Annotated in this window: 25 protein-coding genes and 1 pseudogene; 15 read left to right on the top strand and 11 right to left on the bottom strand. The window is 38.5% G+C overall.

Features of this window, described 5'->3' with window-relative positions; translation table 11 throughout:
* The first annotated feature begins 121 nt into the window (after positions 1-121).
* Positions 122-529, top strand: coding sequence for a GNAT family N-acetyltransferase (locus PW220_RS03160; protein ID WP_248054644.1), 408 nt, complete (start codon positions 122-124; stop codon positions 527-529).
* A 123-nt stretch (positions 530-652) separates the two neighbouring features.
* A complete protein-coding gene (locus PW220_RS03165) occupies positions 653-1,264 on the top strand; it encodes an FMN-dependent NADH-azoreductase (RefSeq protein WP_248054643.1) in 612 nt (203 codons plus the stop codon).
* A gap of 14 nt (positions 1,265-1,278) precedes the next feature.
* Here the strand turns inward: PW220_RS03165 and PW220_RS03170 are convergent, their stop codons facing one another.
* From PW220_RS03170 to PW220_RS03185, 4 genes and pseudogenes are all read right to left on the bottom strand, one after another.
* The gene (locus tag PW220_RS03170) at positions 1,279-1,551 is read right to left on the bottom strand and encodes a GIY-YIG nuclease family protein (RefSeq protein ID WP_248054642.1); all 273 of its coding nucleotides are present in this window, start codon (positions 1,549-1,551) and stop codon (positions 1,279-1,281) included.
* A pseudogene (locus tag PW220_RS03175) lies at positions 1,541-1,813 on the bottom strand (SAM-dependent methyltransferase); the annotation flags it as partial. The gene PW220_RS03170 and the pseudogene PW220_RS03175, both read right to left, overlap by 11 nt.
* Positions 1,814-1,926: 113 nt before the next feature.
* Positions 1,927-3,003 carry a sensor histidine kinase gene (locus PW220_RS03180; RefSeq protein WP_248054641.1) on the bottom strand — a complete coding sequence of 359 codons (1,077 nt, stop codon included), beginning with the start codon at positions 3,001-3,003 and terminating at the stop codon, positions 1,927-1,929.
* Positions 2,988-3,659 (bottom strand): response regulator transcription factor, encoded by a 672-nt coding sequence (locus PW220_RS03185; protein ID WP_172095543.1) that lies wholly within the window; start codon positions 3,657-3,659, stop codon positions 2,988-2,990. The genes PW220_RS03180 and PW220_RS03185 overlap by 16 nt, the downstream gene beginning before the upstream one ends.
* A 241-nt stretch (positions 3,660-3,900) precedes the next feature.
* On the opposite strand from PW220_RS03185, the gene PW220_RS03190 reads away from it, so the two are divergent.
* Genes PW220_RS03190 through PW220_RS03205 form a run of 4 tightly spaced genes read left to right on the top strand, consistent with a single transcriptional unit; the run spans position 3,901 to position 7,832 of the window.
* Entirely contained in the window at positions 3,901-4,608 is a 708-nt protein-coding gene (locus tag PW220_RS03190) for an ABC transporter ATP-binding protein (protein ID WP_172095544.1), read from the top strand.
* Positions 4,609-4,614: 6 nt separating this feature from the next.
* Entirely contained in the window at positions 4,615-5,415 is an 801-nt protein-coding gene (locus PW220_RS03195) for a hypothetical protein (protein ID WP_248054640.1), read from the top strand.
* On the top strand, positions 5,408-6,097 hold the full coding sequence (locus PW220_RS03200) for a hypothetical protein (RefSeq protein ID WP_248054639.1): 690 nt from the start codon (positions 5,408-5,410) through the stop codon (positions 6,095-6,097). Before PW220_RS03195 ends, PW220_RS03200 begins: the two co-directional genes overlap by 8 nt.
* Positions 6,090-7,832 (top strand): ABC transporter ATP-binding protein, encoded by a 1,743-nt coding sequence (locus PW220_RS03205; protein ID WP_248054638.1) that lies wholly within the window; start codon positions 6,090-6,092, stop codon positions 7,830-7,832. The genes PW220_RS03200 and PW220_RS03205 overlap by 8 nt, the downstream gene beginning before the upstream one ends.
* Before the next feature lie 29 nt (positions 7,833-7,861).
* Here PW220_RS03205 and PW220_RS03210 read toward each other — a convergent pair whose 3' ends face one another.
* The 6 genes from PW220_RS03210 to PW220_RS03235 all read right to left on the bottom strand — a co-directional run bounded on the left by PW220_RS03210 (position 7,862) and on the right by PW220_RS03235 (position 10,103).
* On the bottom strand, positions 7,862-8,230 hold the full coding sequence (locus PW220_RS03210) for a potassium channel family protein (RefSeq protein ID WP_248054807.1): 369 nt from the start codon (positions 8,228-8,230) through the stop codon (positions 7,862-7,864).
* Positions 8,220-8,489, bottom strand: a complete 270-nt coding sequence (locus PW220_RS03215) for a GIY-YIG nuclease family protein (protein WP_248054637.1) — start codon at positions 8,487-8,489, stop codon at positions 8,220-8,222. The genes PW220_RS03210 and PW220_RS03215 overlap by 11 nt, the downstream gene beginning before the upstream one ends.
* Entirely contained in the window at positions 8,479-9,228 is a 750-nt protein-coding gene (locus PW220_RS03220; protein WP_248054635.1) for a tRNA1(Val) (adenine(37)-N6)-methyltransferase, read from the bottom strand. The genes PW220_RS03215 and PW220_RS03220 overlap by 11 nt, the downstream gene beginning before the upstream one ends.
* Before the next feature lie 78 nt (positions 9,229-9,306).
* Positions 9,307-9,558 (bottom strand): hypothetical protein, encoded by a 252-nt coding sequence (locus tag PW220_RS03225; protein ID WP_105118790.1) that lies wholly within the window; start codon positions 9,556-9,558, stop codon positions 9,307-9,309.
* 10 nt (positions 9,559-9,568) lie between these two features.
* A complete protein-coding gene (locus PW220_RS03230; protein ID WP_248054634.1) occupies positions 9,569-9,823 on the bottom strand; it encodes a hypothetical protein in 255 nt (84 codons plus the stop codon).
* 13 nt (positions 9,824-9,836) lie between these two features.
* The gene (locus tag PW220_RS03235) at positions 9,837-10,103 is read right to left on the bottom strand and encodes a hypothetical protein (RefSeq protein ID WP_248054632.1); all 267 of its coding nucleotides are present in this window, start codon (positions 10,101-10,103) and stop codon (positions 9,837-9,839) included.
* Between the two features lie 202 nt (positions 10,104-10,305).
* On the opposite strand from PW220_RS03235, the gene PW220_RS03240 reads away from it, so the two are divergent.
* Both PW220_RS03240 and PW220_RS03245 read left to right on the top strand, forming a co-directional pair.
* Positions 10,306-11,397 (top strand): cystathionine gamma-synthase, encoded by a 1,092-nt coding sequence (locus PW220_RS03240; RefSeq protein WP_248054630.1) that lies wholly within the window; start codon positions 10,306-10,308, stop codon positions 11,395-11,397.
* A 3-nt stretch (positions 11,398-11,400) separates the two neighbouring features.
* On the top strand, positions 11,401-12,561 hold the full coding sequence (locus tag PW220_RS03245) for a MalY/PatB family protein (RefSeq protein WP_248054628.1): 1,161 nt from the start codon (positions 11,401-11,403) through the stop codon (positions 12,559-12,561).
* A gap of 77 nt (positions 12,562-12,638) precedes the next feature.
* Here PW220_RS03245 and PW220_RS03250 read toward each other — a convergent pair whose 3' ends face one another.
* The gene (locus PW220_RS03250) at positions 12,639-13,472 is read right to left on the bottom strand and encodes an AraC family transcriptional regulator (protein WP_248054626.1); all 834 of its coding nucleotides are present in this window, start codon (positions 13,470-13,472) and stop codon (positions 12,639-12,641) included.
* Positions 13,473-13,578: 106 nt separating this feature from the next.
* On the opposite strand from PW220_RS03250, the gene PW220_RS03255 reads away from it, so the two are divergent.
* From PW220_RS03255 to upp, 7 genes are all read left to right on the top strand, one after another.
* Positions 13,579-15,753 carry an alpha-galactosidase gene (locus PW220_RS03255; RefSeq protein WP_316716445.1) on the top strand — a complete coding sequence of 725 codons (2,175 nt, stop codon included), beginning with the start codon at positions 13,579-13,581 and terminating at the stop codon, positions 15,751-15,753.
* Between the two features lie 12 nt (positions 15,754-15,765).
* Positions 15,766-17,004 (top strand): extracellular solute-binding protein, encoded by a 1,239-nt coding sequence (locus tag PW220_RS03260; protein WP_248054624.1) that lies wholly within the window; start codon positions 15,766-15,768, stop codon positions 17,002-17,004.
* Positions 17,005-17,140: 136 nt separating this feature from the next.
* The gene (locus PW220_RS03265; protein ID WP_161941086.1) at positions 17,141-18,013 is read left to right on the top strand and encodes a carbohydrate ABC transporter permease; all 873 of its coding nucleotides are present in this window, start codon (positions 17,141-17,143) and stop codon (positions 18,011-18,013) included.
* Positions 18,014-18,023: 10 nt separating this feature from the next.
* Positions 18,024-18,854, top strand: a complete 831-nt coding sequence (locus PW220_RS03270; protein ID WP_009910491.1) for a carbohydrate ABC transporter permease — start codon at positions 18,024-18,026, stop codon at positions 18,852-18,854.
* A 69-nt stretch (positions 18,855-18,923) separates the two neighbouring features.
* Positions 18,924-20,372 carry a sucrose phosphorylase gene (gene gtfA / locus PW220_RS03275; RefSeq protein WP_044766408.1) on the top strand — a complete coding sequence of 483 codons (1,449 nt, stop codon included), beginning with the start codon at positions 18,924-18,926 and terminating at the stop codon, positions 20,370-20,372.
* A 73-nt stretch (positions 20,373-20,445) separates the two neighbouring features.
* Positions 20,446-22,062 carry a glycoside hydrolase family 13 protein gene (locus PW220_RS03280; protein WP_248054623.1) on the top strand — a complete coding sequence of 539 codons (1,617 nt, stop codon included), beginning with the start codon at positions 20,446-20,448 and terminating at the stop codon, positions 22,060-22,062.
* A gap of 81 nt (positions 22,063-22,143) precedes the next feature.
* Positions 22,144-22,773, top strand: a complete 630-nt coding sequence (upp, locus tag PW220_RS03285) for a uracil phosphoribosyltransferase (protein WP_172024241.1) — start codon at positions 22,144-22,146, stop codon at positions 22,771-22,773.
* Positions 22,774-23,080 lie beyond the last annotated feature (307 nt).

Raw genomic sequence — 23,080 nt, forward strand, 5'->3', positions numbered from 1 at the left:
CCTTTAACAATTGCTGTTTTTCTGCTATACTAAAGACAGTGAAATAGGGAGGGTTGATCATGGGTATTTTGGCAATGGATAAAGACTTTGTATTCTAAAAAACAATACAAAGGAGAAAAATATGATTACTTACAAACAAAATCCTCAACTCAATTTTCAAGCTGTCCTGGACCTCTATGCCTCTGTGGGTTGGACAAACTACACTGCTTGTCCAGATATGTTGCAAAATGCCCTAGAAAATACTCTATTGGTTTTGGCTGCCTTTGATAGAGAGCAACTTGTAGGTATGTTACGAGCAGTAGGTGATGGCTATTCCATTGTTTTCATTCAGGATATTTTAGTCCTGCCCGCTTATCAGCGACAAGGGATTGGACGCCAACTCATGGAACAAGCTATTGCACACTTTCCAGGTATTTATCAGCTTCATCTTTTGACGGATAATGCTGAGAAAACAAGGTCATTCTATGAAGCACTCGGTTTTACGGCTGTTGATAGTTTAGGCTGTGTTGCTTATACTTATTTAAAATAAGAAACAAACAAGAGAAGCAGAGGCTGGTTGACCAGCCTCTTGCTGTGAGCAGGTGATTTGAAATTCAAATCAAAAAGAGTAGAATAGAACTACCGATAATTAGTGATAACAAGGAGAAATATTATGGCAACTCTACTGATTGTAAAAGCCCATCCCCTCGATGCACAGAAATCCTATGCCTTGCGGGCCTTGGAGGAATTTCAAGCACGATACGCTAGTTTGCATTCAGAAGATAAGATAGAAGTAGTTGATGTCTTTGAAGACCAAATTCCAGCCTTGGACAAGCCCCTATTTGAAGCAATGGGAGCAGCTAAAAAAGGCGAGAGCATCAGTCCTGAGCAAGCAAAACAATTGGACCGTTACAATGCCTTGACCCAGCAATTTCTTATGGCGGATAAGATTGTTGTCGTTAATCCTCTATGGAACCTCAATGTACCGAGTCAGCTGGTGTCCTGGGTCAATACCATCAATGTAGCAGGTCTGACCTTCAAGTATGGACCAGAAGGCTCTATCGGTTTGGTCAAGGACAAAAAGCTCCTGCACATTCAGTCCAATGGTGGTGTTTATGCAGGTCAAGATCCAGCTGCTCAGTACATCAAGTCTATCTTTGAATTTTTAGGCTTTGAAGACATTCATCAGGTCTTTATCGAAGGGCAATCTGCCAATCCAAGTCAGGCTCAGGCTATTTTTGAAGAGGCGATGGCTAAAATTGATCGGATTTTAGAAAGATTTTAAGCTAAAACCTCGACCTATTTGGGTCGAGGTTTTTTAGTCATCACTGCAATATAATCTAATTTACCCTGCCGACTGCGTTTCTTAAAGAGAGCCTCGGCAGACATAGCTTCCTGCTTGCTGTCAAAGGCTTCCTGATAGACCAAGCTGACAGGCAAGCGTGCGCGGGTGTACTTGGCCCCTTTCCCACGATTATGGGTAGCAAGCCGCTTCTCCACATCAGTCGTATAGCCAGTATAAAGACTTCCGTCGGCACATTCCAAAACATACAAGTAGGCCTTATTTTCCATAATAAATCTCACGAATAGCCGGAGTATAGTTGCCATTTTCCTCATGGACAACCAGAGGTGGCAGGATGTGCAGCCCGTCCATCGAGCCGTCCTTTATCGCCTCAATCAGCAACATATTGGCCTCCTTGCTGGCCTTGGGATAGACAAACTGGATGCGTTTGGGAGCTAGCTTGTAGGTTTTCAGCCTGTCCAAAATATCTAAAAATCGGTCGGGTCTGTGAACCATGGCCAAGCGACCATTGGATTTGAGCACCTGTTGGGAAGAGCTGGTCAATCCGCTCCCCGTCTAATAACTCAATTTTTTGCATAGGTATATTAGACTATGATTTGGTGAAAAAGTTTGTTGATAAAATAGGATGAACCTTGAGTAGTAAGTTAAATAGGAATAGCGAGGTCAACGAGTACCCCATTTTCACAATTTCTTAAGTTTACTTGTCCCCCATGAATCTTCGCTACCCGTTTAACAAATGCTAATCCAATTCCGAAATGATTTCCTTGCTCTGAATCTATTGCCTGTTTGTCTTGATAGAATAGTAACCCGTATTTCTCGAGAAAATTCTCCGAGAATGAAGAATCGCTATTCCATATGGAAATGTAAAATTTATTATCTATTAACTTGTAGTCTACTCTTATTGCTGGATAATTGCTTTTGGAATGGTCGATCGCATTATTGGTAATATTTAGAATGGCTCGTAGGAATAGGTTGAGATTAAGCGTTAAATATAATGAGGTTTCTAGGTTGTTCGAAAATTGAATAGTAGCCTTTTTATCCGTTATCAGCTTAATTTCTTGTTCAAATAATTCAAGTAAGTAATCCGTAGACAACCTTTCCCAATTGGAAGTATCATTATAGAATGTTTTAGAGTAATTGATGAGTTGGTTAAAGTATCTATTCAGTTGTTGGCTAGCAAGTTCGATGTCTCCTAAACATTGCCCGATATTTCCAGGAATATCCATAGATTGTAAAAATTGAGCATTTCCTTGAATAACTGTTAATGGTGTTTTCAGATCATGTGCTGCAGCCGAAACTTGAAACATCAGCTCCTTTTTTTGTTGTTTTTCAGATTGAATCATTTTTCTAATCGTTGACTGCATTTCCTGAATTTTTTGTCTCGTTTCAATCAATTCCATTAAGGTCAACTCAGCTGAGTCCTGTTCATTTGTATCAACCAGTAAACTTTGATTATAAACAATGTTTGTTTCTTGCTTTATCTTTTCTAAAAGTTCGCTAATATTTTTAGCAATAATAGAAAACAAAATGAGACTAATATAAATCCAAGAAATCGTACTAAAATAGATGGTAAATGCACCTGCATTTTTTTCAGTAATATTAGTAAATGCAGTAAACAACATTGGTAGCAAATAAAATAGAAAAAGACTAATAAGGAATTGTCTTAAAATCTTAAAATATGTCTGTTTAATCAGTTGGTTAAAAGTCAGAGCGTTATCCACTGATAACCACCTCCCCAGATTGTTTTAATTGGATTCATTTCATAAGGTTTTAATTTTTGCCTAATTTGGTAGACATACTCTGTAATTGATCTCCCTTGTGTTTCAGAATCATGAGGGTAAAGATAATCAAAAAGTTCGTCGTTTGAAAATGTTTTATTTGGATTGCTGGAGAGTAACAAAATTAATTGGAACTCCCTTTTTGTAGTGGGAATATGTATATCTGCAATTCTAAGCTCTTCTTTAATTTTATCTATTGTGAGAGGTCCAAATTGCAGAATCTCACTAGGATGGTTATTACGTACTTCTCTCCTGATATGCATCTGTACTCTTGCTACTAGTTCAGGTATGCTGAATGGCTTTGTGATATAGTCATCTGCACCGGACTGTATGCCATATACAATATCCTCTTCTAAATTTTTGGCTGTTAGAAATATGATTGGGACAGGAATAAATTCTCGGATATACTTACAGATTTCAATTCCACTGTGGGGCATCATGATGTCTAAAATAATTAAGTCATAGCCGATAAAATGACATATATCAATTTCTGGAATAGTTGTTCGTGTCTCAACGACGAAATGTTTACTTTCTAGCACATTTTTAACCAATCTTAAAATAGCTATATCATCATCTATGACCAGGACTTTATATTTCATGAACGACTCTCCTTTGAAAATGTAGTACAAGTATATTGTATCATATTTACTTGAATGTTCTGGTATGAAAAGTCAACGAATTAGCAATTCCATTGGTTTAGTGTACGACTGTAATGGATAAAAATATTTACAAATAATCTGAAATTCTGATAATTTTCTGATAGTTGTTTTGTAGAATATGAATTGTAGATGACGAGCTTCATCTCTAATGACATATATTTGTAAAAGGTGGAAAAGATAAATGATACAAATTGAGAAAATTAGCAAAGGTTTTGGTGGGAAAACGGTTCTTTCAGAAATCTCGTTTACGGCTAAAAAAGGAGAAGTAACGGCACTAATTGGACCAAATGGGTCTGGTAAATCAACTCTAATAAAAATATTACTTGGTCTGATTTCTCCAGATGAAGGCAAAGCGACTTTTGATGGAAAAAATTATCGAGAATTGGGGAAATATCCCTTCAGATATGTAGGAGCATTTCTAGATAGTTTTCAACCCAATCCAACAAGGACGGCCTATCATCACTTGAGGTGGATTGCTTTAACTAGTGGTATAGACAAGCAGAGATGTTTAGAATGTTTAAAAATAGTTGGTCTTCAGGATGTTGGCAATAAAAAGATAAAAGACTACTCTCTTGGAATGAAACAAAGATTGGGACTGGCTACGGCTATTTTAGCGAATCCTAAAATACTTATTTTGGATGAACCGATTAATGGACTTGATCCAGATGGAATTAGATGGGTTAGAGAGTTTCTGAGAGAATTTGTAAAGGATGACAAAATTGTACTTATCACAAGTCATTATATGAATGAGTTAGAACTTACGGTTGATAAAATTGTTGGCTTATCTAATGGTAAGGTAGTTATTGATGGCAGCAGTAAAGATGTTCTTGAAGAATATGGCTCTTTTGAGGAAGCATATTTTAGATCTGTTACAAACGAAAAGGGGTAATATTTTATGAAAAATACGCGTAGTGAATTACACAAAATACTATCATTGCCTCTTTTTTGGTTGGGTGTAGCGATTGTGATTGGAATCAGTATATTCTTTACCTTTCAAAATATTCAAGTAATTAATGCCATAGCAAATGGTGATACAGAGATTCTTTTACTTGAAGATACGACTAGTCAATTAACGGAGTTTCAAACGGTAAGAGATGCGATATTATCTTCACCGTATCAATCTAGTATTCTATTTCTTCCAATCTTATTTGCACTGATTCTATCAACGGAGTACAAATTTGGCCAGGAATCATTAACTAAATTATTGACACCAAAATGGCAGACGGTTTTAACAGGTCAGATTTGTTCTGCAATGATTGTAGCCAGTTCCTTGACTCTTGTTTTATCTCTAATAAATAGTGCAATGCTCTATGTGATGTTAGATGAAACATTACAAGATTATCTCAACATAAGTCTTATTTTAGAAGTAACATTAAGAATCATTATCTTTTCCATAACTTTGACATTGCTTTCAATGTTTTTGGTAAAAATAACAAGAAAGCCGATTCCATCTGTTGTTGTTATAGTAAGTCTTCTTGTTATAACCTTATCCGGAATATTGAGAGTCGTTTCTCCGACACTTGAAAATGTATTACCCTTAATAGGTGCAAAGTCATTTGCATTTGGAAGAGTAGAAAATAACAATCCTTCGGAAATGTATGGTTTGTTTTTATTATTGAGTCAAGCGTCAATAGTAACTATCATGATGTATATTAAAGATTGGTATAAAAATCAGAAGGACAAGAAATATGGATGAAACAGTATATGGTCTTATTTATAAAAAATATAGTTTGAGTGCAGTGAAAATACAAGTTTTAAGTCAATTATTACTTATTCTATTTACCTGTATTCTTAGTTTGATAACATTTAAAATTAATGATAATGACATTGTATTATCAATTAATCAAATCCTTGTAATTACATCTTACTTATTTATGATAGGCGGGCTGGTAAATGGCTCTATGGAAGTTGAGAATCCAGAATCTAAAATAGTATATTTATTAATTGGAAACAAAAATAGCAGTACACAAAAAATCATTTTGGTTGAATTGATAGACTGTGTATTACAAGCTATTCTATCATTTTTATTAATCGTAAGTTACTTCATTTTTAAAGGAACTATTAAAGAAGTTAGCGTAATACAGTTTATCTCTTATCTATTAAGTAGCGTTTTGTGTTTCTTCATTGCATATTATTTAACTTTATTTTTTAAGAGTTCGATGACAGCGTTAGCTACTTTGTTGCTATTTCCAATATTGGTTATACCCTATATTGAACGTGTATTTCCTGGAGTATTACCATACATTTATTATGAAACTATTTCTGAAAGTTTCAAAATATCAGCAATGTCTTCTAGTCATACCATATTATTATTATGGAATTTGATTCTATTCCTATTAATCTATTTGAAAGTCAAAAAGAGGTTGAAAAATGAATAGTCAAAAAGATTCAGAAGTCACTTTCAGAGAATTTTTAACATTACTAAAACCGTATAAAATTGCTATAAGTATTGCTTTGGTTATTGCACTGATTTCGTCGACATTATCAATTTTTCAACCAATACTTCTTTCAAAAATTATCGACAATATTAACGATAATATTTTGGGGGAAACTGTAGTATTTTTCTCCATAATAGTATTGTTATCTGCATTCCTTAACTCAATTAAGCAGTATATATTGGAGAGTATTAGTGAAAGTTTAGTGAGTAGTTTACGAATTCAAATTGTAAATCGATCAATAAAATATAAGATTGAAGTATTTGATACTAAAAAGATTGGGGATTTAGCATCAATCTTGAGTGCAGATACAGCCCAGTTAAGGGGGATTTTGAGTCAAGGAATAGTAGAATTGGTATCGCAAACATTTACAATGATATTTGCATTAATTATGATGTTTTATCTTGATGTTCAATTATTTGGTATATCTTTGTTAGCCGTTCTCTCCCTTTTAATGTGTGGCTTATTGCTTGGAAAAAAAACGAGACCGATTGCGAAGGATTTACAAGAAGTGGTTGGAGAGTTATCCTCTGAGTTGGAACGAAGTTTGCGGGGGATTAGGACTATTCGAGCATTTTTATCAGAAGATATTTTTGTTGAAAGAATGAGTGGTGTTGTAACTAATGCGACAAAAATTGGTAAAAAAGTAGCTATTTTTAAATCAATTATAAGTGGTTTTTCCAATATAGCACTTCAAATAATGCTTATAACGATTATTGGAATTGGTTCAATTAGAGTGGCTACAGGGCTTATATCTATTGGAAATTTAAGTGCCTTTATAATGTATGTGATGCTAGTACTGACTCCAGCTGCAATGTTAGGAGGAGTATTATCATCAATGAATGAGGGATTGGGAGCTTATTCGAGAATTAAACTTGCATTGGAACTTCCGATAGAAGAAGATGTAAATTCTTTAGATGTTCTTGATAAAAGAGGAAATCAGGCTTTGCAAATTAAAAATTTAACCTTTAAATATAAAGACAATTCTGATAAAAATATTCTAAACAAGATTGATATTTCAGTTAATAGTCCGGGAGTGACAGCATTAGTTGGACCGTCTGGTTCAGGAAAAACAACTATATTTGAACTTATTGAAAGATTTTATGATTCAGATAATGGGTCAATAGAATTATACGGAAATAATATTTATGATTTGCCAATTAAAGTTCTTCGTTCAAAGATAACCTTTGTGGAACAAAATGCTTCAATCTTTTCTGGAACAGTACTTGAGAATCTACAAATTGCTAATCAAAATGCTTCAAGATTTGACTGCTTGTATGCACTTAATTTGGTTAATCTTTTTCAGGATATTCCTACTGAAGAAATACTAGATAGAGTAATAGGGGAGTCTGGAATCACTTTGAGTGGTGGTGAAAAACAAAGGCTATCATTAGCTAGAGCCTTAATTTCTCCAAATGACATAATATTATTGGATGAGACTACATCAAATTTAGATAGTATAAACGAGTCAAAAATTCAACAATTAATTAAAGATTTGTCTAGTAAGAAGACTGTCTTAATAATTGCTCATAGATTATCTACTATTCAAAATGCTGATTCAATTTATTTAATAAGAGAAGGAGAGGTACATGACTTCGGTACTCACCAAGAATTACTATCAAGGAATAAACTCTATAAAGAATTGGTTGAAACTCAGTTTATTCATAAAGGATCGTAAATGCATCAAAAACAAGAAAAAACTGGTTCTTAAGAGCCAGTTTTTTGCTTGTCCTGTTCGATTGCTAAAGAATAATGCTTGCTAACTTCAGTGTAGTAGCTAACCACGATGCCTGACAGGCTCCCCAAAAAGAGAATGCCGTAAATAGCTAGGATAATACTGATAATCCGTCCAAAAGCAGTGGTGACCAGCAAATCTCCATAACCTACCGTAGTCGCTGTCACAAAGCTGTACCATAGACTGTCCCCATAGCTAGTAAAGTCAGGCTCCAACCAGAGCAGTAATCCAGCTGCTAGAAAGATAAAACTGAAAAAGGAAGTGAGAAAAGTGGAAAAACCAGTCACTCTCAAAATATGCCAAATGATGCGAAGGCGGTGGATTTGTTTCTTATTTTGTATCATTTTTTCTTCTTTCTGCGATATAATCTAATTTACTCTGCCGACTGCGTTTCTTAAACAAAGCCTCGGCAGACATGGCTTCTTGCTTGCTGGCAAAGGCTTCCTGATAGAGCAGGCTGACAGGCAAGCGTGCGCGGGTGTACTTGGCCCCTTTCCCACGATTATGGGTAGCAAGCCGCTTCTCCACATCAGTCGTATAGCCAGTATAAAGACTTCCGTCGGCACATTCCAAAACATACAAGTAGGCCTTATTTTCCATAATAAATCTCACGAATAGCCGGAGTATAGTTGCCATTTTCCTCATGGACAACCAGAGGTGGCAGGATGTGCAGCCCGTCCATCGAGCCGTCCTTTATCGCCTCAATCAGCAACATATTGGCCTCCTTGCTGGCCTTGGGATAGACAAACTGGATGCGTTTGGGAGCTAGCTTGTAGGTTTTCAGCCTGTCCAAAATATCTAAAAATCGGTCGGGTCTGTGAACCATGGCCAAGCGACCATTGGATTTGAGCACCTGTTGGGCCACCTGACAAATGCTGTCTAGGTTGGTCGCAATCTCGTGTCTGGCCAGAAGATAATGCTCGCTTTCATTGAGGTTTGAGTCTTTATCTACCTTGAAATAGGGAGGATTGCAGAGCATCAAATCAACCTTGGACCGCAGGTCATACTGGGGTAGATTTGCCAAGTCGTCATTGATGACCGAAAGCTGCTCCTCCAGACCGTTGAGGGCGATGGAACGGCGGTTCATGTCAGCAAGCCGTTCCTGCAATTCAACCTGAATGATAGACGCCTTGGTGCGTGTGGAGGCAAAGAGGCCCACTGCCCCATTTCCACTACAAAGATCAACAATCAGCCCCTTCTGAGCAGGCATTTTTGGAAAACGTGAGAGGAGGACGCTGTCAATCGAGTAGCTAAACACCTCTCGATTTTGAATAATCTGAACATCTGTCGAGAAGAGCTGGTCAATCCGCTCTCCGTCTAATAACTCAATTTTTTGCATGATTTTATTATACCATCTTTATCAGAAAATCTCTGTCCATTTTGGAAGAAAAAAGAGCGAAGACCTCGCTCTCAACCATTAACTAAAAAATTCAATCCAAGCCCCGACCAGCAAGAAGGCGATACAGAGATAGATTTGCCAATTTGCTTTCAGGGTCCATTCTTTAGACCAAAAGGCACTACGGGCAGTACCGACCGTAGCAAAGAGCAAGAGTGTAAGCCAGAGGCTAGGTCCCTTATTTAGCCATTCTCCGATACTCCCCAGCAATAACAGTATCATGAGATAAAAATTCAAACTCCGATAATATTCTTTATTAAATTCCTTAAACATAGAAAAATCCTCACAATATAAATAAGTAAATGATTGTCCAACTGACAATAAAGCCAATGACTAGAAAAATATGCCATGTTTTTTTAATCCAACTGCGTGGTTTAAAGAAGGCCAGATAGCCAGCATAGAGCCCGAGAGCAAGCTGGAGAAAACGGATAAACCAAAATGATCCACGTAGAGCAGCATCCATCACTTGTAGGATACAAATGATAGAGAAATAAAATTCCCAAGTCCGATAGAAGGCTGTATTGAATTTTTTAAACATAGTAGGCTCCAATCTACCTACCCAAAATGAATTTCAGGTAAATAATGACGACAATCATTCCCAGATGAAAGATGTAGCCCATGCGAGTGAGCTCCTTTTCTTCCTTGAAGAAGAAGGCCCGAATGGCATTGAAAAAAATAATCAGAAAGGCTAATAGGACATACCAAGTTGGACTTGGAGAACTGTCCTTAAAGAAATCGGGCAGTAAAAAACATATCCAAAAAATCATAGAATAAAAGGCACTGTACCGATAGAAATGCTTGTTAAACTGGAATTTCATAAGCAATCACCTCTCTTTTTTTTATTATATCAACTTAGTTGTAGGTTTTCAAGTATTTATATGTAAACAAAAAGTAGGTCGTGTTATAAAGAAAAACTATAACAAGACTTGTGATTTTTCTATAAGTCTTTTTTGAGGTTTTTCATACCAAATACTTTGTTTCATGCTAGACTAGTTAATAAGTTAGAATGAGGTATTTGTAATGACAGACTATAAGATTGATACGATACTAGCCCGAACGGGTATTAACAATGATGAAAAAACAGGGGCCTTGATTTCCCCTATCCACCTTTCGACCACCTATCAGCATCCTGAATTTGGTCAATCGACAGGTTTTGACTATACGCGGACCAAGAATCCGACCAGAGCTAGCTTGGAGAAGACCTTAGCGGCCATTGAAAAGGCTGATTATGCCCTGGTGACCAGTTCTGGTATGGCTGCCCTGGTCTTGCTCTTTAACGGTTTTCCTGTTGGCAGCAAGGTAGTTGCGGCGCGTGACCTTTACGGAGGTTCTTTCCGCTGGTTCAATGAGCAGGAGCAGTTGGGGCGCTTTAGCTTCACCTATGCCAACACCGAGGAAGAGCTCCTAGCTGCCATCACAGACCAGACAGATTATGTTTTCCTTGAAACACCGACCAATCCTCTCATGGTCGAGTTTGACATTGCTAAGGTTTCGGCTGTCGCCCATGCCAAAGGAGCCAAGGTGATTGTCGATAACACCTTTTACAGCCCTATCTACCAAAATCCTCTTACTCTTGGAGCCGATGTGGTCTTGCATTCTGCGACCAAGTACCTGTCAGGGCATAATGATGTATTGGCAGGTGTGCTCATGACCAATGACCAAGCTCTCTACGACAAACTCTTCTATGACCAAAATACCACAGGTCCAACCCTCTCGCCCCTAGATGCCTACCTTCTCATGCGTGGACTGAAAACCCTCTCTCTGCGTATGGAACGGTCAACGCAAAATGCCCAGAAGATTGTCGCCTACTTGCAAGCCAGCCCAGCTGTTAAGCAGGTCTATTACACGGGCAAGGGTGGCATGATTTCTGTCAAGGTAGCGGATGAAGGTCGCATTCCTCACATTCTCAATACCCTAGAGGTCTTTACCTTTGCGGAAAGTTTGGGAGGAGTGGAGAGCTTGATTACCTACCCAGCCACTCAGACCCACGCAGATATTCCAGCTGAAACCCGCCATTCTTACGGACTAACGGATGACTTGCTCCGTCTGTCTATTGGCATTGAGGATGCGGATGACTTGATTGCAGATTTGAAAACAGCCTTGGAGGGATAAGATATGACCCAGTATGATTTTACAACTAGGCCTAATCGCTTAAATCACCATTCAGAAAAGTGGAAGGCCAGTGAGCAGGATCCAGAACTCTTACAGCTTTGGGTCGCTGACATGGATTTTGAAGCCCTGCCCGAAATTCGCGCTGCCATTCGCCAGTATGCAGACCAACATATCTTCGGCTATCCCTACGCTAGTGATTCTCTCTATCAATCCATAATCGATTGGGAAAAAGACCAACATGGCTATGAAATCAGCAAAGAAAGTATTGTTCTAATTGAGGGAGTGGTGCCAGCCCTCTCAGTTGCTATACAGTCTCTTACTGAGGAGGGAGATGCCGTTCTTATCAATACTCCTGTCTACCCTCCCTTTGCCCGTACAGTAAAATTGAACAATCGCCAATTGGTGACGAATTCACTGCAGGTGGTGGACGGACAGTTCCAGATTGATTTTGAACAATTGGAGCGTGACCTTGTAGAGCAGGAAGTGAAACTCTATATTTTCTGCAATCCCCATAATCCAGGTGGTCGTGTTTGGTCCAGGGATGAGGTAGAAAAAATTGGTCAATTGTGCCGTAAACACAAGGTCTTGCTAGTTTCAGATGAGATCCATCAAGATCTGACCCTTTATGGAAACCAGCACCATAGTTTCAACACTGTGAGTCCGGATTTTAAGGATTTTTCACTTGTTTTATCGTCTGCAACAAAAACCTTCAACATTGCAGGAACGAAAAATAGTTTTGCTATTATTGAAAATCCACAATTGAGAAAGGCTTTTACTAGAAGACAGTTGGTCAATAACCAGCACGAAATTCCAGCCATTGGCTTGATTACGACTGAAACAGCCTTTCGATATGGTCGTCCTTGGTTAGAGGAATTGAAGACAGTTCTTGAGAAAAATATTGATTATGTGACGGACTACCTGACTCAACAGACAAAGATTAAGGTAGTAAAACCACAAGGAACCTATCTGGTCTGGCTTGATTTTTCTGCCTATGCTTTGGAGCATAATGAATTGCATCGTAAATTGAAAGAAGAGGCAAAAGTAGTCCTAAACGATGGACAAACTTTTGGTAAAGAAGGTGTTCATCACGCCCGATTAAATGCAGCAGCACCGTTTGAAACCATAAAAGAAGCCTGTGAACGAATTGCAGGAGTGTTTGGGTAAATTTAAAAGTGTGTTCTGAATAACAGTCAGAACACACTTTTAGTTTGCTAGAAATCAAAAGGTTATACGAACATCATCTATTGAAATCGATATTTTCGATAGTCACTTGGACTCTGGTGATATTGATTTTTAAAGGCACTGCTAAATGTCAATGGATCAAAATATCCAACTGAATTCGCGATTTCTGTAATACTTAGATCGAGATTAGCAAGTAGTTGACAAGCGTGGTTCATCTTAACTTGGACAATATAATCTTTGATAGAGTAACCGGTTTCCTGCTTAAAAATTTTATACAAGTAGCTGCGACTCAACGCAAGTTGATGAGCAATTTCAGACACTTTGATTGGACTGTTGTACTGAGAATGAATGATTTTTATAGCATGATGAACGTAATTTTTGGCAAGAGTAGATGCATCTTTTAAAGATTCATTAGGAAATTCTTCTACAAGAGCTGCGAGCAATTGATTTAAATGGCCTATTAAGATTAGTTCGGTAATCATTGGATGTGTTTGATTTTTCGTATGATTGATATCAATCATCTTTTTTAATATCGGAGAATCGAGACGGGAGTGTAGATAATATTTTTCTAGAAGTTGAGTTTGAGCAAGAATAGTTTCAGCACGAGAGCCACTGAAACCTACCCAAGTATAGGTCCAAGGTTCGATTCCATCAGCCTGGTAAAAAATAGACAGATGTTTTGGGAGTACAAAAATATCTCCAGCTCTTAATTCAGTCGTTTCTCCATTGATTGTAATCTTGCCTTTTCCATTCGTAATAAAATGAAGTACATAGTTATTTCGTATAGTCGGCCCAAATGAGTAGTTCTTATCGCACTGTTCGGCGCCATAATGGTCTACGTTTAGGTCAAAGTTATGGCTATCAAGTTCATTATAGATATTCAGAATATTCATTTTCAATGCTCCTTAGGAAACATTATACCATGTTTTAGATACAAAAGGCTATTAAATAAAGCGTTTACATTTTGTAAAATAAGACCATAAAGAAGAGATGGGGGAGATGAATGTGATTGAGATTCATGAAAGAAAACAGATATTTCACCTGAAAACAAGAGAATTCTCTTATATCATCCAAGTGTTGGAAACAGGAGATCTGGTTCATCGTTATTTTGGGAAAAAAATCAAAAAATTTAGCGATGGAAACAAAATAACATATTTAGATCGGGCCTTTTCTCCTAGTCCAATTACTGGAGATAGGACATACTCGTTGGATGTCCTCCCGCTCGAATACTCAAGCAGTGGTCTGGGAGATTTTAGGACTTCTGCACTAGATGTTCGAAATGAATTTGGAACGACCCTAGATTTAAAATTTAAATCCTATAGAACCTATAAAGGAAAAAAAGAGTTAAATGGGTTACCAGCGAGTTTTGGCAACACAGAAGAAGTAGAGAGTCTTGAAATTGATCTTTATGATCAGTTGGCAGATGTTACTGTAACACTTCAGTATTCTGTTTTTGAAGAAGCTTCTTATCTTGCACGGTCAGCTACAATTCAAACTGGCAAATATCCGTGTAAATTAGAGAAGGCATTATCTGCAACGGTTGATTTTCCACATCAGGATTTCATTGTTCACAGCTTGACTGGACGTTATGCTTATGAAAAAGAGTGGACACAGACTCCATTGACAAAAGGTCAGTATTCGATTGGTAGCATTCGAGGTGCCTCAAGTCACTCAAGAACACCCTTCTTAGCACTATCCTCACCCGATGCAGGTGAGGATAAGGGCGAAGTTTATGCAGCTCACCTTGTCTATAGCGGAAACTTTACAGCCTTTGTCGAAACAACTGCTATGGAGACAAGCCGATTGGGATTAGGATTGGAAAGTCACTATTTCTCATGGCAATTGGATAAGGATGACCGGTTTCAAACTCCAGAAGTTCTCTTATCGTATACTGATAAAGGATTTACTGGCATGACACAGAATAGTCATCACTTTATCACAAAGCACCTCATTCGATCATCGTTTGTAAACAAACCAAGACCAGTTTTAATCAATAACTGGGAAGCGACCTATTTTGAATTTACAGAAGAAAAGATTTTACAGTTAGCTCAGGTCGCAAGTCGAGCTGGTATTGAATTGTTTGTTTTGGATGATGGTTGGTTTGGTAAACGAAACAATGATGAAAGTTCATTGGGTGATTGGAAAGTCAATTTGGATAAGTTGCCAAATGGTTTGAATGGCTTAGCAGAGCGAATAAATGAGCTTGGCATGAAATTCGGACTGTGGTTTGAACCAGAGATGATCTCTATTGATAGCAATCTTTATCGTGAACATCCTGATTGGGCAATTCGCACAGAAGGACGCTTACCAATCTACAGCCGAGAACAATTAGTTTTGGATTTGACCAAGCAGGAAGTCTGTGACTATATCATTGATAGCGTCTCTTCGATATTAGAATCAGCCAACATTGCTTATGTAAAATGGGATATGAACCGCAATATTACCAATATCCCTGAAGGTTTAGCAAATGACCAGCGCTTTGAGTTCCACCATCGTTACATGCTAGGTCTGTATCGTGTATTAGACAACCTTACCAAGCGGTTTCCAGATATTCTTTTTGAATCCTGTTCTGGCGGTGGAGGGCGTAATGATTTGGGGATCATGTATTACATGCCGCAAGCTTGGGCAAGTGATGATACAGATGCGATTGAGCGCTTATCAATTCAAGAAGGTACTAGTTTGATTTATCCCCCTTCCTCAATTGGCGCGCACGTTTCTGCCGTTCCGAACCACCAGGTTGGTCGTATCACACCTCTTACTACACGGGGTAATGTGGCTATGATGGGAGGAGCATTTGGTTACGAGCTGGATTTAACGAAACTTTCGGAAAAGGAATTGGATGAAATCAGTCAGCAAATCGAATCCTATCACTCCATTCGTGAAACTATACAATTCGGCCAGCTCTACCGTCTGAAAAAGACGACCAATACCTGGGCTGCCAACTATGTTAGTCAAGATAAGAATCAAGCGGTCTTTACTTTTGTAAAAATTCTTGCCAAGCCAGAAGCGCCTTTGCTTCATGTTCGGTTGAAGGGGCTAGACCCAGATGCCTTGTATGAATGCCCTCAATTAGGAGAAACATTCTACGGGGATGAATTGATGAACATCGGTCTTACAATGCCACATGTTCAAAAAGATTATTTTAGTGTACAATATATTTTTAACAAAATCTAGGAGGATTTTATAATGAAAATGAAAACATTTTTAAAATGTGCGTCCGTCTGTGCTTTTGCCAGCTTCTTGGTTGCTTGTGGGAATGCAAGTGGTGGTAGTGATAAGGTTGAGATTGAATATTTCTCACAAAAACCTGAAATGCAAGCAACTCTTCAAGAAATTATTGATGATTTTGAAAAAGAAAATCCTACGATTGATATTAAATTTTCAAATGTACCAGATGCAGGAACTGTTCTGAAAACCCGTATGGCAAATAACGAAGCACCAGATGTCATCAACATTTATCCACAAAATGCGGACTTCAAAGCATATGCAGCGGATGGGCGTTTCCTAGAAATTGGTGATGATGCAGGTCTCAGTCATCTAAAAGATGGTGCTGTAACGCCTTATCTTGTTAATGAAAAAAATTACACCCTTCCTTTGACAGCTAATGCCTATGGAATTTACTATAATAAGGATAAGTTCAAAGAATTGGGTCTCGAAGTTCCTACTACGTATGCAGAATTTGTAGCTTTGGTAGACAAAATCAAGTCTGATGGCAGTGTAGCCCCATTTGCCCTTTCTTTGAATGATGCTTGGTCCTTGAACGGCTACCATCAGTTAGCTTGGGTAACTGTTGCGGGTGGTTTTGATGGCGCTGAAGATATTCTAATCCGCAGTGCAAAGGGAGCAATTCAAGATGACGCTACAACAAAAGCTGTCTTAGAACGCTTGCAATTGTTGACAGATAACGGACAAAAAGGTGCAACTGGAGCCCTCTATGCAGATGCAGTCGCAAGCTTTGCAGCAGGTGATGCACTCATGCTTCCACAAGGTACATGGGCAGCTACAGCTGTTAACCAACAAGAACCAGAATTTGAATATGGTATGTTTACCTTCCCTGGTGACAAAGAAGGTGGCGACTATACCATCGGTGCAGCAGACCTTGCTCTCTCAATTTCTGCAGATACAGAGCACCCAGAAGAGTCTAAAAAATTCTTAGAATACCTCTCACGTCCAGAAGTGATGCAAAAATACTATGATGTAGATGGCTCACCAACTTCAGTTGAAGGTGTAGATACAGAAGGTAAGTTTGAAGAAACTGCTGGCGTTACACAATATGCCTTCACTGACAAACACGTTGTTTGGTTGCAATCTGAATGGGAATCAGAAGAAGAGTTCTGGAATATCACTGCTGAAATGGTTAAAAATCCTAACTCAGCAGAATTAGTGAAAAAACTGAACGCATTCTTTGACCCAATGAAAAAATAATTCAAAAAAACTATAAAGAGGGCTAGAACAGCCTAGCTCTTCTTTATAGTTGCTTAGGGTCAGTTTGAATCCCCCTTACCACTCCATTCAAACTGACCCTAAGCAACTATATATTTTAGAAAAAAGGAGTACCATGATGAATCAAAAAGGATTTATTGCCAAATATTGGCCCTATCTATTTGTTGCTATACCAATCGGTCTACAGCTAATCTTTTTCTTCTATCCCCTATTTACAGGTATCTATTACAGCTTGACAGATTGGAATGGATTGACATCTGATTTTAGTTTAATTGGTATTCAAAACTATCTAGACATCTTAAAAAATCCTGATTTTTATACTTCCATGACCTTTACCATCATCTTCACTATTGGTTTAATCATTGGAGAAATAGTCATAGGGATTTGGTTGGCTACCCTGCTCAATCGTAAGATTAAAGCGGTTGGTTTCTTTAGAACCTGGTATTTCTTCCCGGCAGTGCTATCCACAGTTACGTTAGGATTGATTTTTGTTCAATTATTTAACTATGGTTTCACACAAATTGGTGAGATTCTGCATATTGATTGGTTGATGGAAAACTTATTGGTACAAGAAAATACTGTTATTCCAGCAGTGATTTTTGTGGCTCTCTGGCAAGGGCTGGCTATGCCAGTTATCATTTTCCTTTCTGGTTTACAAAGTATTCCAGAAGATGTGAAAGAAGCAGCTGCAATCGATGGAGCTACTCGTTCTCAACAATTTTTCAATATTGAACTTCCATTCTTATTACCATCTATCAGTATGGTTTTCATCTTGGCAATGAAGTCAGGTTTGACAGCATTTGACCTTATCTTTGCACTGACAAGTGGTGGCCCAGACGGCAAAACAGAGTCCTTGGGTTTACTCGTTTACAACTATGCCTTTGTAGACAATAAATTCTCTTATGCCAATGCTTTGGCTGTAGTACTCTTCATCTTCATTATTGTCATCTCATTGATTCAGATGAGAATTTCGAAGAAATTTGAAATTTAGGAGGACAGACATGAATACTCAAAAACAGAAAAATTGGTGGGTCTATCTCGTGCTCTTCAGCGGTATTCTCTTTATGTTTATTCCGCTACTTGTAACGATTATTAGCTCATTCAAACCAACCAAGGAAATCACGAGCAATTTCTTTGGTCTTCCTGAAAATTTCACCTTAAATAACTACGAACGTTTGTTTAATGATGGGATTGTACAATATTTTGGCAATTCAGCCTTGATTACGATTGTAGCTGTTGGCTTGATTCTACTTGTTATTCCAATGGCAGCTTTCGCCGTAGCCCGTCAAATGAAACGCCAGACAGTGTTTAACTTTATCTACTTTTTCTTGATTATCGGGATTTTCGTACCTTTTCAGGTTATTATGCTCCCAATGACAAAATTGATGTCAAGTCTTGGATTGAACAACATTGTCGGTCTGATTATCTTGTACTTAACCTATGCAGTTCCTCAGGCCCTCTTCCTCTATGTCGGCTATATTAAGACTATTGTACCTGAGGAAATGGATGAGGCGGCAGCTATTGATGGCTGTGATAAATTTACTATGTACTGGAAAATCATTTTCCCACTCATGAAACCTATGCATGCAACCGTTTTGATTATCAATGCCCTCTGGGTCTGGAACGATTTCCTCTTGCCTTTACTAGTATTGAACCGTGATCAAAGCATGTGGACCTTGCCACTTTTTCAATACAATTACCAAGGTATGTATTTTAGTGACTATGGTCCATCATTTGCATCCTATGTGGTGGGAATTATCCCAATCTTATTGGTATACCTTGTCTTCCAGAAACATATTATTTCAGGTATGACAAGTGGTTCTGTCAAATAATTAAAAAGGTTGGCTTGTTCAACCTTTTCTAAAAAATGAAAAAGAAAAGGCTTACAAAGGAGAATGTCGATGAAAATTAAAAACCAAGCTATGTTGATTACCTATTCTGATAGTTTAGGCAAGAATCTCAAGGATTTGAAAAAAGTTCTTGAGGGACCATTAAAGGATGTTGTGGGAGGTATTCACATTCTACCATTCTTCCCATCATCAGGTGACCGTGGGTTTGCACCAATGGATTATACAAAGGTGGACCCTGCATTTGGAGATTGGTCAGATATTGAAGCATTGAGCAAGGACTATTATCTGATGTTCGATTTTATGATCAATCATATTTCTGCAAAATCTCCTTATTTCCTTGATTTTCTTGAAAAGAAAGATGAATCAGCTTATGCGGATTTGTTTATTCGCTATAAAAACTTTTGGCCAAATGGTGAGCCAACGCAAGAAGATGTTGATTTAATCTATAAGCGTAAACCTCGTGCTCCATATCGTATTGCAACATTTGCTGATGGTAGTGAGGAGAAGGTATGGTGTACCTTTGATGAGCAACAGATTGACTTAGATGTGACAACAGAGACAACCCGTCGTTTCATCCAAGAAAATCTGGAACAGTTGGCAGAACATGGTGCTTCGATCATTCGTTTGGACGCCTTTGCTTATGCCAATAAAAAAATCGGAACCAACTGTTTCTTTGTGGAACCTGATATTTGGGAAATGCTCCATTTTCCACGTCAGTTATTGGCTCCAAAAGATGTGGAAATCTTGCCTGAAATTCATGAACACTACACCATTCAGCAAAAAATTGCGGAACAGGATTATTATGTTTATGACTTTGCCTTGCCAATGCTGGTTCTCCACGCTTTGTATTCAGGTCATGTCAATCGCCTGGTTCACTGGATGGAGATTTGCCCTCGCAAGCAATTTACAACCCTAGATACACATGATGGAATCGGTGTTGTAGATGTTAAGGATTTGCTGACGGATGAGGAGACAGAGGAAACGCGTGAAGCCTTGTATGCACAAGGTGCCAATGTCAAGAAAATTTATAGCACTGAAGCTTACAATAATTTGGATATTTATCAGATTAACTGTACTTATTATTCTGCCCTCGGCAATAACGATCAAGCTTACCTATTAGCGCGTGTTCTCCAATGTTTTGCACCAGGTATTCCACAAATTTACTATGTTGGTTTGCTAGCAGGCGAAAATGATATTGAACTTTTGGAATCAAGCAAGGAAGGCCGCAATATCAATCGCCATTACTATGAGTTGGAAGAAATTGAGCAGGAAGTGCAACGGCCAGTTGTACAATCCTTGTTCAAACTCCTTAAATTCCGCAATACAAGTCCAGCTTTCGACGGAGAGTTCTCCGTTAAGATGTTGGATGAAACAAGTATGGAAATTTTCTGGAATAATCAAGATGCAGGAGTATCTGCCCGTCTAACAGCTAACCTAAAAGAAAAATCCTTTGAAATTGTTGAAATAGAAGAGGGCAAAATGACCACAATTGAGTTATAATATGATTATATAGAAACAGGGGGGATTCCCCTTTTTCTTGCGTAAATAAGATTGTACAGAAAGGATCAATCAAATGCCAGAAATACAAAAAACAGATTGGTGGAAGAAGTCCGTCATTTACCAAATTTATCCTCGTAGTTTTCAAGATTCAAATGGAGATGGAGTAGGGGATATTCGAGGGATTATCAGCCGATTAGATTATCTTTACGAACTAGGTATTGATGCAATTTGGCTCAGTCCTGTTTATCAGTCCCCCATGGATGACAATGGTTACGACATCAGTGACTACCAAGGAATTGCTCCAGAATTTGGGACCATGGAAGATATGGAAGAGTTGATTGCAGAAGGCCATAAACGCAATATCAAAATTATCATGGATTTGGTGCTCAATCATACCTCGGATGAACATTTTTGGTTTCAAGAAGCCCTCAAAGGACCAGATAATCCCTATTATGACTATTATATTTGGGCTGACGAGCCGAATGGATTACGCTCGACCTTCTCAGGCTCTGCGTGGGAATACGTTCCACATCTGAACAAATACTATCTCCACCAATTCTCTGTTAAGCAACCGGACTTGAACTGGAAAAATTCTGCTCTGAAACAAGAAATCTGGGATATGATCAATTTTTGGATTGAAAAAGGTGTCGGCGGTTTCAGGCTAGATGTGATTGATTTGATTGGAAAAGAACCGGAAAAATTAATTACAGCCGATGGACCGACTCTCCATCCTCTTATTCAGGAATTAAATGAGAAAACCTTTGGTGCATACGACTTAGTGACTGTTGGGGAAACCTGGAGTGCCAATCCAGAAAATGCTCAGTTATATTCGCATCCTGATCGAAAAGAATTTTCGATGATTTTCCAATTTGAACATGTAGGACTTGATCAGCAGGAAGGAAAAGAAAAGTGGGATTTGGCACCGCTTGATCCAGCTCGTTTGCATAATGTTCTATCCAAATGGCAGACTGAACTGGTTGGTAAAGGCTGGAACTCGCTTTTCTGGAATAATCATGATTTACCTCGTGCCATTTCTCGCTTCGGTGATGATCGACCTGCATTTCGTGAACTAAGTGGTAAAATGTTGGCTATTTATCTTCATTTTATGTCAGGGACACCTTATATCTACCAAGGTGAGGAAATCGGTATGATTAATACACCGATTATGGATATTAGCCAAGTGGACGATATTGAAACACGTCGCATGTATGCAGAAAGAATGGAGAAGGGCTATAGTAAGGAAGAACTGATAACATCCATTAATGCTAAAGGCCGAGACAATGCTCGTCGTCCAATGCAATGGACAGCAGAAGAAGGTGCAGGTTTCAGTACAGGTCAAGCCTGGCTGGCTTTAGGAGATACAGTCAAAGACATCAACGTTGAAAAAGCACTTGCAGACAAACAATCGCTTTTCTATACCTATCAAAAATTAATCGCTCTTCGGAAAGAATATCCTTGTATGTCTGAAGGAAAATATGAAGTGATTGAGACAGGGAACGACTTGGTAATGGCTTATCGTAAATATGATGAAAAGGATGATTTCATTATTTTAGTCAATTTCACAAGTGAAGAGCAAGCGTACGAGTTATCACTTGAGGACTATTCCTTGTTTATGCATAATTACGATAATAAAGTAATTTTTGATAAGTCTGTATTAAGACCTTACGAAGCAATTGTTTTCAAAAAATAAGCTGTACTTCTTTTCTTTTCCCAAGCAATTTTCCGATTTTTTTGGTAAAATAGAAAAAACAAAAAAGAGAGGTTTATCATCATGGGGAAATTCCAAGTCATTTCACACCCGCTCATTCAGCATAAGTTGTCAATCCTTCGTCGTACATCGACTTCTACAAAGGATTTTCGTGAGTTGGTAAATGAGATTGCCATGCTTATGGGTTACGAAGTTTTGCGTGACTTACCATTAGAAGATGTGGAAATTGAAACACCAATTACTAAGACGGTTCAAAAGCAAATTGCTGGTAAGAAATTGGCCATTGTACCAATCCTTCGTGCAGGTGTTGGGATGGTCGATGGTTTGCTTAGCCTTGTACCAGCTGCAAAGGTTGGGCATATCGGTATGTACCGTGATGAAGAAACCCTTCAACCAGTTGAATACCTTGTGAAATTGCCAGAAGACATTGACCAACGCCATATTTTTGTAGTTGATCCAATGCTTGCGACTGGTGGTTCAGCTATCTTAGCTGTTGAATCCTTGAAAAAGCGTGGCGCTTCAAATATCAAATTTGTCGCCCTTGTTTCAGCTCCAGAAGGTGTCAAAGCACTTCAAGAAGCTCATCCAGATATCGACATCTACACTGCGGCCTTGGATGAAAAACTCAATGAAAAAGGCTATATCGTTCCAGGTCTTGGCGATGCTGGGGACCGTTTGTTCGGTACAAAATAATGATACTAGAGGCTGGGCTCAAGCCCAACCTCGCTTCTCAGGGTTCGTGTCAACATCTCAGCGCAGTGGTTGATTGGCAGATTTGTTCGTGTTTTACACTCCAAATCTGACCTATACGGCTGTTGCGAACAGTGTTCGCTTCATTTCCAACCTCCAAAGGTTCCCTGAACCTTTGGAGCTATGCGAGGATGGGAGTAAAATAGTCCAGTGGACTGTTTTAGCCCGAACCTACTGTTTGGAAGTGAGGGGAACTCTTTTTGACTTAGTCGAGTTCTTTCCCACTCCCTTTTTTCATCTATCTGAAAAC

Source organism: Streptococcus sp. 29892 (genome assembly GCF_032594935.1).
GTDB classification, from domain to species: Bacteria; Bacillota; Bacilli; order Lactobacillales; family Streptococcaceae; genus Streptococcus; species Streptococcus hyiners.